General features: G+C 65.8%; 12 protein-coding genes and 1 tRNA gene. 10 read left to right on the plus strand and 3 right to left on the minus strand.

The features are described 5' to 3' along the window. Positions 1-7: 7 nt before the first annotated feature. The 7 genes from nirD to ACSFA7_RS03660 all read left to right on the plus strand — a co-directional run bounded on the left by nirD (position 8) and on the right by ACSFA7_RS03660 (position 5,927). Positions 8-349 (plus strand): nitrite reductase small subunit NirD, encoded by a 342-nt coding sequence (gene nirD, locus ACSFA7_RS03630; protein WP_435498116.1) that lies wholly within the window; start codon positions 8-10, stop codon positions 347-349. 52 nt (positions 350-401) lie between these two features. Beyond that, positions 402-1,214: a formate/nitrite transporter family protein gene (locus tag ACSFA7_RS03635; RefSeq protein WP_435498117.1), complete on the plus strand. Its 813-nt coding sequence runs from the start codon at positions 402-404 to the stop codon at positions 1,212-1,214. A 34-nt stretch (positions 1,215-1,248) separates the two neighbouring features. Then, positions 1,249-2,997 (plus strand): bifunctional protein-serine/threonine kinase/phosphatase, encoded by a 1,749-nt coding sequence (locus ACSFA7_RS03640; protein WP_435498118.1) that lies wholly within the window; start codon positions 1,249-1,251, stop codon positions 2,995-2,997. 102 nt (positions 2,998-3,099) lie between these two features. Beyond that, positions 3,100-3,173, plus strand: a tRNA-Gly gene (locus tag ACSFA7_RS03645). A gap of 866 nt (positions 3,174-4,039) precedes the next feature. Continuing rightward, positions 4,040-4,402, plus strand: a complete 363-nt coding sequence (locus tag ACSFA7_RS03650; RefSeq protein ID WP_435498119.1) for a hypothetical protein — start codon at positions 4,040-4,042, stop codon at positions 4,400-4,402. 506 nt (positions 4,403-4,908) lie between these two features. Continuing rightward, positions 4,909-5,193, plus strand: coding sequence for a hypothetical protein (locus ACSFA7_RS03655; protein WP_206178708.1), 285 nt, complete (start codon positions 4,909-4,911; stop codon positions 5,191-5,193). Positions 5,194-5,708: 515 nt separating this feature from the next. Beyond that, entirely contained in the window at positions 5,709-5,927 is a 219-nt protein-coding gene (locus ACSFA7_RS03660) for a hypothetical protein (RefSeq protein ID WP_206178709.1), read from the plus strand. 19 nt (positions 5,928-5,946) lie between these two features. On the opposite strand, the gene ACSFA7_RS03665 is transcribed toward ACSFA7_RS03660, so the two are convergent. The 3 genes from ACSFA7_RS03665 to ACSFA7_RS03675 form a co-directional block, all read right to left on the minus strand. Further along, positions 5,947-7,518 (minus strand): hybrid sensor histidine kinase/response regulator, encoded by a 1,572-nt coding sequence (locus ACSFA7_RS03665; RefSeq protein WP_435498120.1) that lies wholly within the window; start codon positions 7,516-7,518, stop codon positions 5,947-5,949. Continuing rightward, positions 7,515-9,017, minus strand: a complete 1,503-nt coding sequence (locus ACSFA7_RS03670) for an ATPase domain-containing protein (RefSeq protein WP_435498121.1) — start codon at positions 9,015-9,017, stop codon at positions 7,515-7,517. The genes ACSFA7_RS03665 and ACSFA7_RS03670 overlap by 4 nt, the downstream gene beginning before the upstream one ends. Before the next feature lie 155 nt (positions 9,018-9,172). Then, positions 9,173-9,994, minus strand: coding sequence for a ferritin-like domain-containing protein (locus tag ACSFA7_RS03675; protein WP_435498122.1), 822 nt, complete (start codon positions 9,992-9,994; stop codon positions 9,173-9,175). A 254-nt stretch (positions 9,995-10,248) separates the two neighbouring features. Between ACSFA7_RS03675 and alaS the strand changes: the two genes are divergently transcribed. From alaS to ACSFA7_RS03690, 3 genes are read left to right on the plus strand one after another with little or no spacing between them, the layout of a single operon-like run. Then, entirely contained in the window at positions 10,249-12,873 is a 2,625-nt protein-coding gene (alaS, locus tag ACSFA7_RS03680) for an alanine--tRNA ligase (RefSeq protein ID WP_435498123.1), read from the plus strand. Next, positions 12,873-13,913: a 2-dehydropantoate 2-reductase gene (locus tag ACSFA7_RS03685; protein ID WP_435498124.1), complete on the plus strand. Its 1,041-nt coding sequence runs from the start codon at positions 12,873-12,875 to the stop codon at positions 13,911-13,913. Before alaS ends, ACSFA7_RS03685 begins: the two co-directional genes overlap by 1 nt. A gap of 53 nt (positions 13,914-13,966) precedes the next feature. Beyond that, positions 13,967-15,226: a D-amino acid dehydrogenase gene (locus tag ACSFA7_RS03690; RefSeq protein WP_435498125.1), complete on the plus strand. Its 1,260-nt coding sequence runs from the start codon at positions 13,967-13,969 to the stop codon at positions 15,224-15,226. The last annotated feature ends 62 nt before the right edge of the window (positions 15,227-15,288 follow it).

Here is a 15,288-nt window from a genome sequence, read left to right on the forward strand (position 1 = left end):
CTTCACGATGACCACCGACACCCTCCAATGGACCGCCGTGTGCGCGGCCAGCGACATCCTCCCCGACACCGGCGTCTGCGCGCTGGTCGAAGGCGTGCATGTCGCGATCTTCAGCGTGGGCCGCGATCAGGCCCTGTATGCCATCGACAACGTCGACCCGAAGGCCGGCGCCAGCGTGCTGTCGCGCGGACTGGTGGGCAGCCTGGGCGACCGCATCGTCGTTGCCTCGCCGCTCTACAAGAACCACTTCGACCTGCGCAGCGGCGAATGCCTGGAGGCGCCCGAGTACTCGGTGCGCGCCCATGCGGTGCGCGTGGACGAAGGCCGCGTGCTCGTCGCGCTGGGCTGAGCCGCGCACCTTCGACGCTTCAATCTTTTCTCTGCTTTCTCAAGGAATCCCGATGGCCTATCTAGCCCCCGCCGAGTTCGTGACCAAGATGGTCGACGCCGGCGAATCCAAGCTCTTGATGTCCACCCGCGACACGCTCATCCGCTCTTACATGGCCGGCGCCATCCTGGCGCTCGCCGCGGCCTTTGCCGTCACCATCACCGTGAACACCGGCAATGCGCTGGTGGGTGCGATGCTGTTCCCGGTCGGCTTCATCATGCTGTACCTGCTGGGCTTCGATCTCCTGACCGGCGTGTTCACGCTCGCGCCGCTCGCTGTGCTCGACAAGCGCCCCGGCGCCACCTGGGGCGGCGTCATGCGCAACTGGAGCCTGGTGTTCGTCGGCAACTTCGCGGGCGCGCTCACGGTGGCGGTGTTCATGGCGATCATCTTCACCTTCGGTTTCAGCGAGGCGCCCAACGCCATCGGCGAGAAGCTCGGCCACATCGGCGAAGGCCGCACCGTGGGCTATGCCGCGCACGGCGCCGCCGGCATGCTGACGCTGTTCATCCGCGGCGTGATGTGCAACTGGATGGTCTCCACCGGCGTGGTCGCGGCCATGATGTCCACCACCGTGTCAGGCAAGGCCATCGGCATGTGGATGCCGGTGATGGTGTTCTTCTACATGGGCTTCGAACACTCGATCGTCAACATGTTCCTGTTCCCCACCGGCCTCTTGCTGGGCGGCAAGTTCACGCTGATGGACTACCTGATCTGGAACGAGATTCCCACCGTCATCGGCAACCTGGTCGGCGGCCTGACCTTCGTGGGGCTGACGCTGTACTCGACGCACTACAAGACGGCGCCCAAGCGCAAGACCAGCTGAGCACCGGCCAATAAGACGCACACGCATCGCTTCGATGCTGATGCCCACGCAGAAGGCCCTGCGCGTGACGCTCGGCCAGCACTCGCTGGCCAAGCCCGGCGCAGTCAACCAGGACTTCCACGGCGCGATGCTGCCCGAGGGAACGCTGCGCATGTCCAAGGGCATCGCGGTGGCGCTCGCCGACGGCATCGGCTCCAGCCGCGTGAGCCAGGTGGCGAGCGCGGCGGCGGTGCGGGGTTTTATCGACGACTACTACGCGACCTCCGATGCGTGGTCGGTGCGCCGCGCGGCCCAGCGGGTACTGAGCGCCACCAACTCGTGGCTGCACGCGCAGACGATGCGCAGCGACGCGCGCTTCGACAAGGACAGCGGCTACGTCTGCACCTTCAGCGCGCTGATCTTCAAGGGCCGCGACGTGCACATGCTGCATGTGGGCGATGCGCGCATCCATCGCCTTCACCCCAACGGGCTGGAGCAGTTGACCGAAGACCACCGCGTGCATGTGTCGCCGGTCGAGTCGTACCTCGGGCGCGCGCTGGGCGCGGGGCCGAACGTGGAGATCGACTACCGCTGCTGGGAGGCGGAGGTGGGCGAGGTCTACCTGCTGGCCACCGACGGCGCCTATGCGCACCTCGATGCCGCGGCTGTGCATGACGCGATCGCGCGGTGCGGCGAAGATTTCGACGAGGCCGCGCGCCTGCTCACGGAGGCCGCGCAGGCCCGCGGCAGCGACGACGACTGCACAGTGCAGCTCGTGCGCATCGACGAACTTCCGACCGCCGATGCCGCACAGCTTCCGTTGCAACGCGAGGGGCTCGCCATCGCGCCGCCGCTCGCGCCCCGCACGCGCTTCGAAGGCTTCACGCTCGTGCGCGAACTCCATGTGAGCTCGCGCAGCCACGTGCACCTGGCCGTGGACGACGCCAGCGGGCAGCAGGTCGTGCTGAAGCTGCCATCGGTCGACCTGCGCGACGACCCGGAGTACCTCGACCGCTTCGTGCTTGAGGAGTGGGTGGCGCGGCGCATCGACAACGTTCATGTGCTGAAGGCGAGCGCGATCGACCGCACGCGCGGCCATCTGTACGTCGCCATGGAATACGTCGATGGCCAGACGCTCGCGCAGTGGATGGTCGACAACCCCAAGCCGTCGCTCGACAGCGTGCGCCGCATCGCCGAGCAGCTGGCAAGCGGGCTGCAGGCGCTGCACGGTAAGGAGATGCTGCACCAGGACGTGCGCCCCGAGAACGTGATGATCGACCGCACCTGCACCGTGCGGATCATCGACCTCGCGACGACGCATGTGGCGGGGCTCGCCGACGGGGCGGGCGAGGGGCGTCCGCTCGCGATCACCGGCACGCTGCAATACACGGCGCCCGAATACTTCACCGGCCATGGCGGCAGTGCGCGGTCCGACCTGTTCTCGATGGCGGTGATCGTTTACCAGATGCTCACGGGTCAGTTGCCGTATGGGCTGCAGGTCTCGCGGGTGCGGTCGCCCGCCGATGTGAACCGGCTGCGTTATGTGCCGGTGCGCCACCTGCGGCCCGACCTACCCGAGTGGGTCGATGCAGTGTTGCAGAAGGCGCTGAGCCCCAACCCGGCGAAGCGGCAGGAGGCGGTGTCGGAGCTTGCCCACGACCTTCGGGCGCCGGGGCAGGAGTTCCTGCGTCCGTGCCTGTCGCCGCTGATCGAACGGCACCCGGTGCGTTTCTGGCAGAGCACGACGGCGCTGCTGGCGATTGCGACGGTCGTGCTGCTGGCGGTGCTGATCCTGGGGCGTTGAGGCGTCGCTTACCGACAAGGGCTCGAGGTCGAGCGCTCTTCGTTACTCTGTAGAATCCGGCGCTTGGGTCGACAACTCGTTTGAAATCAACGGGTTGCAAATGCGGGTGTAGTTCAATGGCAGAACGGCAGCTTCCCAAGCTTCATACGAGGGTTCGATTCCCTTCACCCGCTCCATCTCCTCGCCCCCTGACACAACCCCTTTCTCAAGCGCACACGGCCAATTCCGGTTGGGGCATGGCTATGCCGAAAGCAGCACCTCGGCACGCAAAAAAAGAAGCCCGCAACGAGGCGGGCTGAATGGCCCGTACTTGCGTGGGGCCGGAGGGAGGAACCCGTCGCAGGGAGGAAGCGACGGGCAGCGCCATCATGGGCGCCGAATTGGGAGACATCTGGGAGGAGTCGGCTTGAAGCTCTCGTCCCGGCCCTTCAGGGCCATGGCTTCTTCGCGAGTTGGGCGGGGCAGGTGGTTGTCGCTGCCGCAAGCATTGTGAATCGCAGCGTCGGCAAGCCCAGAACCGTTCAGGCAAAAAAATACCCGCCGAAGCGGGTTCGAGGAGCCCCTGTGGGGCGCTCTAAGGACGAAACAGAGAGCTCTTCTTCTATGCGGCCCTGTTGCGTGACAGCACCTTGATCGTCGGTGGAGTGGTTGTTATCGGCTGTAAGCCAAAAATAGGCTGTTCGCGTAGGACACACTTAAAAACGTGAAGTATTTGGCAGGCACTGAGGACCGCCGGGCGGAGGGTGCGTCTGAAGTGTCGGTCTCGTCTTACAGAGGTGGCCTGTGCGAAGCCCTAGATTTTGCGAACTCGCTTCGAACTGCGAGTTCTCTGTGTGTGACAGCACTTAAAGAGATTCAACCCAGCCTGGTGCTGGGTTTTTTTTGCGTCTGGCGTTCCGAACGGCTGTGAATTAATGCCACTTCAAGCCATCAAGTTTGTGTAATTGTGTCTTGTTGTGCCTTATGTCGCAGATCAACATTCCCAATGTGCGAATCGCTGCAGCACACTCTTTGCAACAAAAAGAGGTGTCTCATGGGAGTTATGAATGAACTGTCACCTGAGGTGGGCACATTCGTGTGCCGCTTCAGCATCCCGATCCGGCTTGATGAAGATCGGTTCCAGTATTTCCCCGTCGTGGGGGTTTTTCGCAGCATGCCGTTCGACCAGGTCGATCGATGGGTGATGCGGCCGGACGGCCGTGCGCGCACCGATCGCGAGTTGGCGGCCGAGGTTCTTCTCGAGTTGCGCCGGCCGCTCGGCTCCACGGGCAAGACGGCTTCGCTTCGGTTCGGCATCACCGAGGTGCTCGACGTGGCTCGGGCCGCGGCCATCATCGTGTCGACGTTCCTGGCCGAACTCCCGCGCGGGGCGGAGCGGGAACTCGAGAGCGAACTCGCGGGTTAGACCAGGCGGACCGGCCCAATGAAAAAGCCCGCGCGAGGCGGGCTTTGGAATGTGGTCGTGAACTCTCACGCGGTCCACGGTTACGGCAAATGTTCAATTGCGGAAGCCACCCTGTTGTTTTTCTCGTCGCAGTGACTTCGACGCGCCGGTGTGAGATTCGGCTTGCCTGGCCAGGCAACACCCGAAGCAAGTCCGGGCGAAGCCGGATTGTACCAGAAGCCACATTTGTGTCCGGCAAGGAACGAAATCCGTGACGGCTCCAGATATTTTTCACCTGCTGCTGCTTTTGCAGGCACCGTGTTGCAGGCCACGCCAGGCAACGATCCTGAGCGCTTCACACATGGTTTTCCACAACATTGTCCCCATTGAAAATGGAAAACCTGACATGGCCATGTGCTAGGTAAATGCAGCTGTTGCAGAAACCGGGGTAGGCGCGCGCTGACAGACTTCATGGGGCCCGCAGGAGGAACATGTCCTGACCGCACTCTTGCGGCAAGGAGCATGAAATGACCTTCGACTTCTTGTTTCGGCCCAGCCATGCCGCATACCTCAAAAGGGCTTCGGCATTGCTCGAGGAAGCACAGATGGCACGCATCGAACACCAGGCGGCCGCGGAGCACCACAGCGCATTGGCGCGGATGTACGCCGAGCGCGTCAGGCGGCTCGAGAACGAGCTCTATCGGCAACCGCGTGGTGCGGAGCATGGGCCTGCCGATGTCCTTGCGGAAGATCGGCCGCAGCTGTATTCGCTGGATGGCAGTCGCAAGCCGGGCCTGACCTCTGCGACTTGAGTCCACGCCACGAAGCCCTCCTTCAGATCGGTTGTCTCTATCCCGCGCATGAATATTGCCAACTCCACGGGAAGTGCAGACGCGGCACCATCAGGACTCACTGTTGGAGAGTCGCATGAAGACGTTGAGAAAAGTCATTGGTGGGGCCATCTCGCTGGCCGGTGCGGTGGTGATCGTCGCGCAGCATTTGTGAGGGGCCTTGAAGAAACCGCCGCGGCGGGGCGATGAACAGGTTCGATCAGAAGGCTGTCGATTGCGGATGACTTTCGGCACTGGCGGGTGACCGGGCGCTTCACTAATCTTGTTACCTTGATTGCGAGGACGGGCAACCGGTTTTCAGCCCGGCTTAAGGTTGGAGAACGATACTGAATCTTGACGGTCTTCCGGCGTTGGTAGAGGTCGCTTCTGCATCTGCTTTTGCACCCGCTCATCGAGCGGTTCCTCGAGGCTGAAGGTCGTCAAGATTTCTTTCTCCGCGCCCCGCATCTCCATCAAGCGTTCAGGGATTCAAGAAGATGCGCCATACGTTGTTGCACTACCTCTCCACGCAGCGATTGCCCGCCACCGTCGCGGGTGCGCAGGGCATTGCCGCCGTGCAGGCTTTGCTGCAGGAGGGCTGCGTCAAGGCGGTGCTTCCACAGACGCGCTCCGCCGAGGCCGGCGTACCCGTTGCAACGGTCACCGAACTCACCCGGCTCGGCCACCGCGCGCTGCGCCGGTTCAGCGGCGCGTGAAACGACGCCTGGCTTTCAGTTAGCGTTGCGCCAGCCGCCGCAGCGCCACCGACAACTCCTCCATATCGACGGGTTTGAGCAAGTGATGGTCGAAGCCGGCCTGGGCAATGCGCGCCCGGTCGTCCGGTTGGCCCCAGCCCGTCAGTGCGACCAGCGTCAGTCCGCGGTGCGCCGGGTCGGCGCGAAGCCTGCGGGCCAGTTCGCAGCCATCCATTCCGGGCATGCCGATGTCCAGGATCGCCAGCGATGGACGAAAACTGTCCGCCGCCTTCAACGCCTCGACGCCACTGAACGCCACGGCGGTGCGCGCCCCGAGAAGGCCCAGCAGCGCCGCCAGCGACTCCGCCGCGTCGCGGTTGTCGTCGACGACCAGGATGCTGTGCCGCGCGATGGCTGCTTCGGTGGAGGGGGCGTCGCTTTTTTCGGTCCCCGCATCGTGCGCGGTCGCCAACGGCAACGTCACCACGAATTCGCTGCCCTGGCCCAGCCCGTCGCTCTTTGCGCTGACCGTGCCGCCGTGCAACTCCACCAGGCTCTTCACCAGCGTGAGCCCGATGCCCAGCCCCCCCTGGGCGGCCCTGGCTGTGCCGCTCACCTGTACGAACATGTCGAAGATCGACGCCAGCATGTCCGGCGGAAGGCCGGCCCCGTTGTCGCGGACACGGACCACCGCATCCGTACCGTCGCGCTCGACGAACACGTCGATCCGGCCGCCTTCGGGCGTGTATTTGGCCGCGTTGTTCAGGAGGTTGGAAAACACCTGCGTGAGCCGCACCCCGTCGCCCTCGACGGCCAATGGAGCATCCGGTGCATGCACCTGCAACTGGTGCCGGCCGGCGTCCATCAGCGGCCGGCTGAGCTCCACGGCATCGCGGATCACCTGGTCGACCATCAGCTCGCCGAGCTGCAGTTCGATCTTGCCGCGGGTGATGCGCGACACCTCCATCAGGTCGTTCACGAGCCGCACCATGTGGTCGATCTGGCGGCCCATGAGCTGGTAGTAGGGCAGTGCGGCCTCGGGCGTGAGCGTCTTGCGCGTGAGGATGGCGAGCGCGGTGCTCAGCGGCGCCATCGGGTTGCGAAGCTCGTGCGCCAGCGTGGCGAGGAATTCGGTCTTGCGCTTGTCGGCCTCGTTCAGGTCATTGAGGATCCGCCGCAGCTCGTACTGCCGCCGCCGAGCCCGCAAGGCGCTTCGCAGTGCGCTCACGAGCGCCGCCACGCGGATCGGCCGCTCCAGCACCGTGACGTTGGCCATGCCTTCCATCGCCACGGCAACGGCACGGGAATCGGCCCCTTGCTTGGCCAGCACCAGCACCGGCAGGTCCGACCACGGCGGCTGCATCGAGACCGCGTCGGACAAATCGGCGGCGTCGTTGCCCGAGAGCATTTCCTCGGACACCAGCACGGCGCCCGCGCCCTGGCCGATTTCCAGCACCAGTTCGTGCAGCGTGGCGCAGACCCGGGTGGCGATGCCGGCGCGTTCGAGCACGGCCGTCGCCATCACGGCGTCCTTCGAAGTGGCCGTCCTGAGCAGGACGCGCAGTTGCGTGTCTTCGTGCGTGATCGTGGTGGTCGCCGCGTTCGTCGTCACGGCGGGGTGGCGCTGACGCCATCGATGGGCACCGGAATGCCGCTCAGGATGCCCCGGAAGTGGCGCAGGGGCTCGCCCACGTGCAGCCCGCGGCCGTCCATCGAGAAGTCGCGGATGGTCCGCTCGTGCGCGCTGCCGCGTTTCTTGAGCACCGAGATGGCCTGGCGGACCTCGCCCTCGAATTCGAAGTAGCGCAGCAGCACGACCGCATCCGCGAGATAGCTGGCATCGACCGGCGTCTGCATCTGCATGCCGATCAGCCCGTGCTGCGCGCCGACCAGCAGCGTGGCCACACCGGCCTGCCCGAGGTAGGTCAGCAGTTCATGCAGCTGGACGATGAGAAAGCGCTCGTCGGGCATGGCGTTGAGATAGCCGTTCAGGCTGTCGATGACGACGACCTTCGCGGCATGTTCCGTCACGGCCAGGCGTATCTCGTGGACCAGCTCGCCCGGTGAGAGCTCGGCGGGGTCGACCTGCTTGATGCGAAGGTGTCCCGACTGGATGTGCGGTTCCAGGGCCATCCCCAGGCCGGCGCAGCGAGTGCGCAGCGTGTTGACGCTCTCGTCGAAGATGAAAAGCGCGGCGCATTCGCCCCGCCGGGCGGCGGCAATGGCGAATTGCACAGCCACCGACGATTTGCCCGTGCCCGGCGCGCCGACGAACAGGGTGCTCGTTCCCTTCTCGAGGCCGCCCCCGAGCAGGTCGTCCAGTTCCGTGATGCCGCTGGGCATCTTGATCAGCGGGCCGCTGGTGGCGTGTTCGGAGGCCACGAGCCGCGGAAACACCTGCAGGCCCCCGCGATGGATCTTGTAGTCGTGGAAGCCGCCGCGGTACGACTGGCCGCGGTACTTGACGACCAGCAGGCGGCGCCGCGCCGAGCCGTAGTCGGAATTGAGCTGCTCGAGCCGCAGCACGGCGTGCGCGATGCTCTGCACCTGCAGGTCGTGCTCGGTGGCGGTCATGTCGTCGAGCAGCAGCACGGTGCATTGCCGGCCCGCGAAGAACTGCTTGAGCGCCAGGATCTGCCGCCGGTACCGCAGCGAAGTGCCCGACAGCAGCCGCAGCTCGGACAGCGAGTCGAAGACGATGCGCGAGGGCTTGAGCGTGTCCACGTCACTGAGGATGCGCAGCGTCGTCTCGCTCAGCTCCACTTCCGAGGGGTGGAACATCGTGTACTGCTCCTCGGGGTGGAGGCTGTCCTGTGCGGGGAGCATCTCGCGCACGTGGATGCCCGACAGGTCCCATCCGTGGGAGTTGGCCACGCCGCGCAGTTCGTTCTCGGTTTCCGAGAGCGTGACGTACAGGACCGATTCGCCCCGTTGCGCCCCCTCGAGCAGAAACTGCAGCGCGATCGTCGTCTTGCCGGCGCCCGGCGTTCCCTCAACGAGGTAGAGGCGGTGGGGCTCGAGGCCCCCGCCCAGCACATCGTCCAGCCCCGGCACGCCGATGCCCAACAGGTTGTCTTGCCGTCTCCCGAGGCTTGATGCCTTGGCCTCCATCGTTGTCGCTCCATGAAAAATTCGGATACCAAATTCAATCATGCGGGCGCGAAAAACCCATGCAGGACAAGGCCGGAAAAACGGCCCAACCTTTGTCGGCGGGGACCGATTTTTCCCGTGATGCCCAGCGATGGGGAAGGTGCGGGGGTGAGGGGCTAGCGCAGGAACACGTGCTGCATGAACTGTTTGATCGGGTACTGGATCACCGTCTGCACCCGGGCCGGCAGCTCCAGCGGCCGCATCAGCATCTTGAGCGTGCTGCCGGCACTCAGGTTGGTGCGGATGGTGCTGTTCATGCGCGCGCTCAGCGCCTGCACATAGGCCGTGTCGTGGGCGCGGTGGGGCGCCCGGGCCTTCACGACGTGGCGGATCGCGCAGTCCGCGTCTTCGCTCTTGAGCTCCAGCGTGCGCCGGCCGATGGTGCCGACCACGCGGAAGCGGCTGAGTTTTTCCTGCTCGCGGTAGCGGCGAAAGAACCGGTAGAAGTGCTTGTAGTGGTTGACCTCGTCGGTCGCGATGCGGGTGGCCAGGTCGTGCAGCACGGGCTCGTCGGTGGCGCGGGCCATGGCGCGGTAGTAGGTGGCGGTGCCGGTCTCGACCACGCAGCGTGCCGTCATCTCCAGGGCGCGGGTGGGGGCCAGCAATTCGACCTTGCAGTAGGTCGCGTACTCCTCGAGAAAGCCCTGGTAGGCCGTGTCCCATTCGAATTCGGGCCACACGTGGCGCACATAGGCGCGCAGGGCCTGGCCGTGCTGCAGCTCCTCGGGCTCCCAGTAGTTGGAGAGCCAATCGGTGACTTCGTCGTCGCCGCGGAAAAAATCCACCAGGTTGTGCGTGTACAGGTCCGAGCCGCTTTCGATGAACGAGGCGGAGGTCACGAGGTAGAAAAGATTCTCGTCCGGGCGCACCTTGTCGAGCGCGATGCGCGAGAAATCGAGGTCCTCGATCTTCCAGTGTTCGGCCTCAAGACCTGCCATGCGGACTCCTTGATTCATGTTGTGCATATGAATAGGACGGGGCTCGCCGCGTTTGGTTCGGCCGCGCGGGCGCCAGGGTGCATATTAGCCGCGGCGCCCCGATCATGCCGTTGGCCCCGGGGCCGCCCGGGCTCCATGGGCAAACCTATAATCGTTTGTTCAAGCAAATCAAGCAGTTAGGTCGGTTCGACGCAGTGGTTTCGACGAGAGGTCGCCATCGCCAGGCCGCCCTCGACAGAAGACGAAATCCAAAGATGAGCCAGCCCACATTCACGGTCGCGGACATCCGCAAGACCTTTCTCGATTTCTTCGCCTCCAAGGGCCACACCGTCGTGGCTTCGAGCTCATTGGTGCCGGGCAACGACCCGACGCTGATGTTCACCAATTCGGGCATGGTCCAGTTCAAGGACGTGTTCCTCGGCGAAGACAAGCGCAACTATGTGCGCGCGGCCTCGGTCCAGGCGTGCCTTCGCGCCGGTGGCAAGCACAACGACCTCGAGAACGTGGGCTACACCGCGCGCCACCACACCTTCTTCGAGATGCTGGGCAACTGGAGCTTCGGCGACTACTTCAAGCGCGAATCGCTCACCTGGGCCTTCGAGCTGCTGACCAAGGTCTACAAGCTGCCGGCCGAGAAGCTCTGGGCCACCGTCTACATCGAGGACGACGAGGCCTACGACATCTGGACCAAGGAAATCGGCCTGCCGCCCGAGCGCGTCGTGCGCATCGGCGACAACAAGGGCGGCCGCTACATGTCCGACAACTTCTGGATGATGGCCGACACCGGCCCGTGCGGCCCGTGCTCCGAGATCTTCTACGACCACGGCCCCGAGATCCCCGGCGGCCCGCCCGGCTCGCCCGATGAAGACGGCGACCGCTACATCGAGATCTGGAACAACGTGTTCATGCAGTTCGACATGCAGCCCGACGGCTCGGTCAAGAAGCTGCCCGCGCCCTGCGTCGATACCGGCATGGGCCTGGAGCGCCTGGCCGCGATCCTGCAGCACGTGCACAGCAACTACGAAATCGACATCTTCGATGCGCTCATCAAGGCTGCGGCGCGCGAGACCGGCGAGAAAGACCTGGGCAACAACTCGCTGCGCGTGATCGCCGACCACATCCGCGCCACCTCGTTCCTGGTGGCCGACGGCGTCATCCCCTCGAACGAAGGCCGCGGCTACGTGCAGCGCCGCATCGTGCGCCGCGCCATCCGCCACGGCTACAAGCTGGGCCAGAAGAAGCCGTTCTTCCACAAGCTGGTGCCCGACCTCGTGAAGCTGATGGGCGATGCGTATCCCAAGCTGGTGGCCGACGAGAAGCGCATCACCGACACGCTGAAGGCCGAGGAAGAGCGCTTCTTCGAGACGCTCGCCAACGGCATGGAAATTCTGGATGCGGCCCTGGCCGGCGGTGCCAAGACGCTGCCGGGCGACGTCGCCTTCAAGCTGCACGACACCTACGGCTTTCCGCTCGACCTGTCGGCCGACGTCTGCCGCGAGCGCGGCGTGAGCGTCGACGAGGCCGGCTTCAACGTCGCCATGGAAAAGCAGAAGGCCGCGGGCCGTGCAGGCGGCAAGTTCAAGATGGACCGCAACGTCGAATACACCGGCGCGGGCAACACCTTCACCGGCTACGAACACCTCGAGGAAAACGCCAAGGTCGTGGCGCTGTACTTCGAAGGCGCAGCGGTGAATGAACTGAAGGAAGGCCAGCCCGGCATCGTCGTGCTCGACACCACGCCCTTCTATTCGGAGAGCGGTGGCCAGGTCGGCGACCAGGGCGTGCTCAGCGCCGAAGGCGTGCAGTTCGGTGTCGACGACACCCAGAAGATCAAGGCCGACGTGTTCGGCCACCACGGCACGCAGACCCAGGGCACGCTCAAGGTGGGCGACGCGGTCAAGGCCGCGGTCGACGGCGAGCGCCGCAACGCGACCATGCGCAACCACTCGGTCACCCACCTGATGCACAAGGCCTTGCGCGAAGTGCTCGGCGACCATGTGCAGCAGAAGGGCTCGCTGGTCGATGCCGACAAGACGCGCTTCGACTTCGCGCACAACGCACCCGTCACGCGCGAGCAGATCCTGGAGATCGAGAAGCGCGTGAACGCCGAAGTCCTTGCCAACGTCGCCACGCAGGCGCGCGTGATGGACATGGAATCGGCCCAGAAGACCGGCGCGATGATGCTGTTCGGCGAGAAGTACGGTGAGACCGTGCGCGTGCTCGACATCGGCACCAGCCGCGAACTGTGCGGCGGCACCCACGTGGGCCGCACCGGCGACATCGGGCTCTTCAAGATCGTGAGCGAAGGCGGCGTGGCCGCCGGCGTGCGCCGCATCGAGGCGGTCACGGGTGCCAACGCGCTCACCTACCTGCAGGACCTCGAATCGACCGTGCAGAGCGTGGCCGCCACGCTCAAGTCGCCGGCCGCCGAGCTGCAGGGCCGCCTCACGCAGGTGCTGGAGCAGGTGAGGGCGCTGGAGCGCGAAGTGGGTTCGCTCAAGGGCAAGCTCGCATCGTCCAAGGGCGACGAACTCATTGCACAGGCCATCGACGTCAACGGCATCAAGGTGCTCGCGGCCAAGCTCGACGGCGCCGATGCGAAAACGCTGCGCGACACCATGGACAAGCTCAAGGACAAGCTCAAGACCGCCATCATCGTCCTAGCCGCCGTCGACGGCGACAAGGTGCAGATCGCGGCCGGCGTCACCGCCGACACCGTGGGCAAGGCCAAGGCCGGCGAGCTGGTCAACTTCGTGGCGCAGCAGGTCGGCGGCAAGGGCGGCGGCAAGGCCGACATGGCCATGGCCGGCGGCACCGATGCGGCGGGCGTGCCTGCCGCGCTGAAATCGGTTCAGGGCTGGGTCGCGGAACGCGTCTGATGACGCAAGCGCTGCCCGGCGAAAAGTCTGGCGCGCCTCCCGGCGAGGTGCTCGTGATGGGCGCGGGCACCATCGGCTGCTACATCGGCGGCCGGCTCGCCGCGGCGGGCGTGCCCGTCACCTTCGTCGGCCGGCCCCGCGTGCTCAAGAAGCTCGCGGACCGCGGCCTCTCGCTCAGCGATCTCGACGGCGCGAAGCACCACATCCTGCCTTCGGCGCTGCGCCTGTGCGAGCAGGTGCCTGCCGGCGCCAAGCCCGCGCTGGTGCTTCTCTGTGTGAAGAGCGGCGCCACTGCCGACGCGGCGAGGGAACTGGCGTTCTCGCTGCCCGCGGGCACCACGGTTGTCTCGCTGCAGAACGGCATCTCCAACAGCGCGGCCGCATCGCAGGCCGGCCCGTCGCTCAATGTGCTGCCGGGCATGGTGCCGTACAACGTGGCCGAGATCGGCGACGGCGCCTTCCATCGCGGTACGCCCGGACGGCTTGCCGCGAAGGACGACGCGGTGCTGCGCCCGTGGCTCCCCGTGTTCGAGCGCGCCGGCGTGCCGCTCGACCTGCACGAAGACCTGCTGCCGGTGCAGTGGGGCAAGCTGCTGCTGAACCTCAACAACCCGGTCAACGCGCTCTCGGGGCTTCCGTTGCGCGAGGAGCTGATGCACCGCGGCTACCGCCAGTGCTTTGCGGCACTCATCGACGAAACGCTCGGCGTGCTTGGCGTGAGCGGCATCACGCCCGCGCAGGTGGCAGCGGTGCCGGCGCAGCGGCTGGCGAGCCTGCTGCGTCTGCCCGACTGGCTCTTTCGCATCGTCGCGGCGCGGATGCTGCGCATCGATGCCAAGGCGCGCTCCAGCATGGCCGACGATCTGGCGCTCGGCCGCCGCACGGAGATCGATGCGCTCAGCGGCGAGGTCGTGCGACTCGCGCAGGAACATGGCCTGAGCGCGCCGCGCAATGCGCGCATGGTCGCGCTGCTTGAAGCCTGGCCGCAGCGGCCCGAGCGCTGGCCGGCACGCCAATTGCAGGATGCGCTCGGCCTGTAGCGCTTAGCCTGTACCCTCAGGCCGTTGCGGCCCACAAGAAAGAGGGAGTTCTTATGCAGGTCCTGATTCTCGGCAGCGGTGTCATCGGCACCTCGGTGGCGTACTACCTGGCACGCGCCGGCCATGAGGTGACGGTGCTGGAGCGCCAGCCGGCCCCCGCGCTCGAAACCAGCTTCGGCAATGCCGGCGAAGTCTCGCCCGGCTACTCGGCGCCCTGGGCCGGTCCCGGCGTTCCGGTGAAGGCCATCAAGTGGATGCTGATGCAGCACAGCCCATTGGTCGTCAAGCCGATGCTCGATCCGGCGATGTGGCGCTGGGGCCTCTCGATGCTGCGCAACTGCACGCAGGCGCGCTACGAACTCAACAAGGGCCGCATGGTGCGGCTGGCCGAATACAGCCGCGATTGCATGAAGGCCCTGCGTGCCGATACCGGCATCCAGTACGACGAGCGCATGCAGGGCACGCTGCAGCTCTTTCGCACGCAGCAGCAGCTCGACGGCACTGCGAAAGATGTCGAAGTGCTCAAGGCCTCCGGCGTGCCCTACCAGGTGCTCGACCGCGACGGTTGCTTGCCCTACGAGCCCGCGCTCGCCGCGGTGAAGGAGAAGTTCGTCGGCGGCCTGCGCCTGCCGGGCGACGAGACCGGCGACTGCTTCAAGTTCACGCAGGCGCTGGCCAAACTGGCGGAAGCTGCGGGCGTGACCTTCAGGTTCGGCGTGAACATCCAGGCCATCGAGCACGACGCTGTGAAGGGCGTGAGCGCCGTGCGCACCGACAAGGGCAGCTTCACCGCCGACCGCTACGTCGTCGCGCTCGGCAGCTATTCGCCCGCGCTGGTCAAGCCGCTGGGCATCGACCTGCCGGTGTACCCGGTCAAGGGCTTCTCGATCACCGTGCCGATCACCGACGCGAGCGGCGCGCCCGAATCCACCGTGATGGACGAGACCTTCAAGGTCGCGGTCACCCGCCTGGGTGACCGCATCCGCGTGGGCGGCACGGCGCAGCTCTCGGGCTTCGACCTCGCGCTCAACCCGCGGCGGCGCGACACGCTCGAACACGTCGTGACCGACCTCTTCCCCAAGGGCGGCAACGTGCGCGAGGCTTCCTTCTGGACGGGCCTGCGTCCGATGACGCCCGACGGCACGCCGGTCGTCGGCGCCACGCGCATCCCCAACCTGATGCTGAGTACCGGCCACGGCACGCTCGGCTGGACCATGGCAGCCGGCACCGGCCGCGTGATGGCCGACCTCATCGCCGGCAAGGCCCCGGAGATCGACATGGAAGGCTTGACCGTGGCGCGCTACGGCGGCTAATAGGCACGACACGCATCCCAACGAGCAGGGCGGTCCGAAAGGGCCGCCCTGTTTACGTTGGG

Source organism: Variovorax trehalosi (genome assembly GCF_051216415.1).
Lineage (GTDB): Bacteria > Pseudomonadota > Gammaproteobacteria > Burkholderiales > Burkholderiaceae_C > Variovorax.

What these genes read in the sequence shown, in the direction of transcription:
- nirD (WP_435498116.1), top strand. Translation starts at nt 8, where the DNA reads ATGACCACCGACACCCTCCAATGGACCGCCGTGTGCGCGGCCAGCGAC.
- ACSFA7_RS03635 (WP_435498117.1), top strand. Translation starts at nt 402, where the DNA reads ATGGCCTATCTAGCCCCCGCCGAGTTCGTGACCAAGATGGTCGACGCC.
- ACSFA7_RS03640 (WP_435498118.1), top strand. Translation starts at nt 1,249, where the DNA reads ATGCTGATGCCCACGCAGAAGGCCCTGCGCGTGACGCTCGGCCAGCAC.
- ACSFA7_RS03650 (WP_435498119.1), top strand. Translation starts at nt 4,040, where the DNA reads ATGAATGAACTGTCACCTGAGGTGGGCACATTCGTGTGCCGCTTCAGC.
- ACSFA7_RS03655 (WP_206178708.1), top strand. Translation starts at nt 4,909, where the DNA reads ATGACCTTCGACTTCTTGTTTCGGCCCAGCCATGCCGCATACCTCAAA.
- ACSFA7_RS03660 (WP_206178709.1), top strand. Translation starts at nt 5,709, where the DNA reads ATGCGCCATACGTTGTTGCACTACCTCTCCACGCAGCGATTGCCCGCC.
- ACSFA7_RS03670 (WP_435498121.1), bottom strand. Translation starts at nt 9,017, where the DNA reads ATGGAGGCCAAGGCATCAAGCCTCGGGAGACGGCAAGACAACCTGTTG.
- ACSFA7_RS03675 (WP_435498122.1), bottom strand. Translation starts at nt 9,994, where the DNA reads ATGGCAGGTCTTGAGGCCGAACACTGGAAGATCGAGGACCTCGATTTC.
- alaS (WP_435498123.1), top strand. Translation starts at nt 10,249, where the DNA reads ATGAGCCAGCCCACATTCACGGTCGCGGACATCCGCAAGACCTTTCTC.
- ACSFA7_RS03685 (WP_435498124.1), top strand. Translation starts at nt 12,873, where the DNA reads ATGACGCAAGCGCTGCCCGGCGAAAAGTCTGGCGCGCCTCCCGGCGAG.
- ACSFA7_RS03690 (WP_435498125.1), top strand. Translation starts at nt 13,967, where the DNA reads ATGCAGGTCCTGATTCTCGGCAGCGGTGTCATCGGCACCTCGGTGGCG.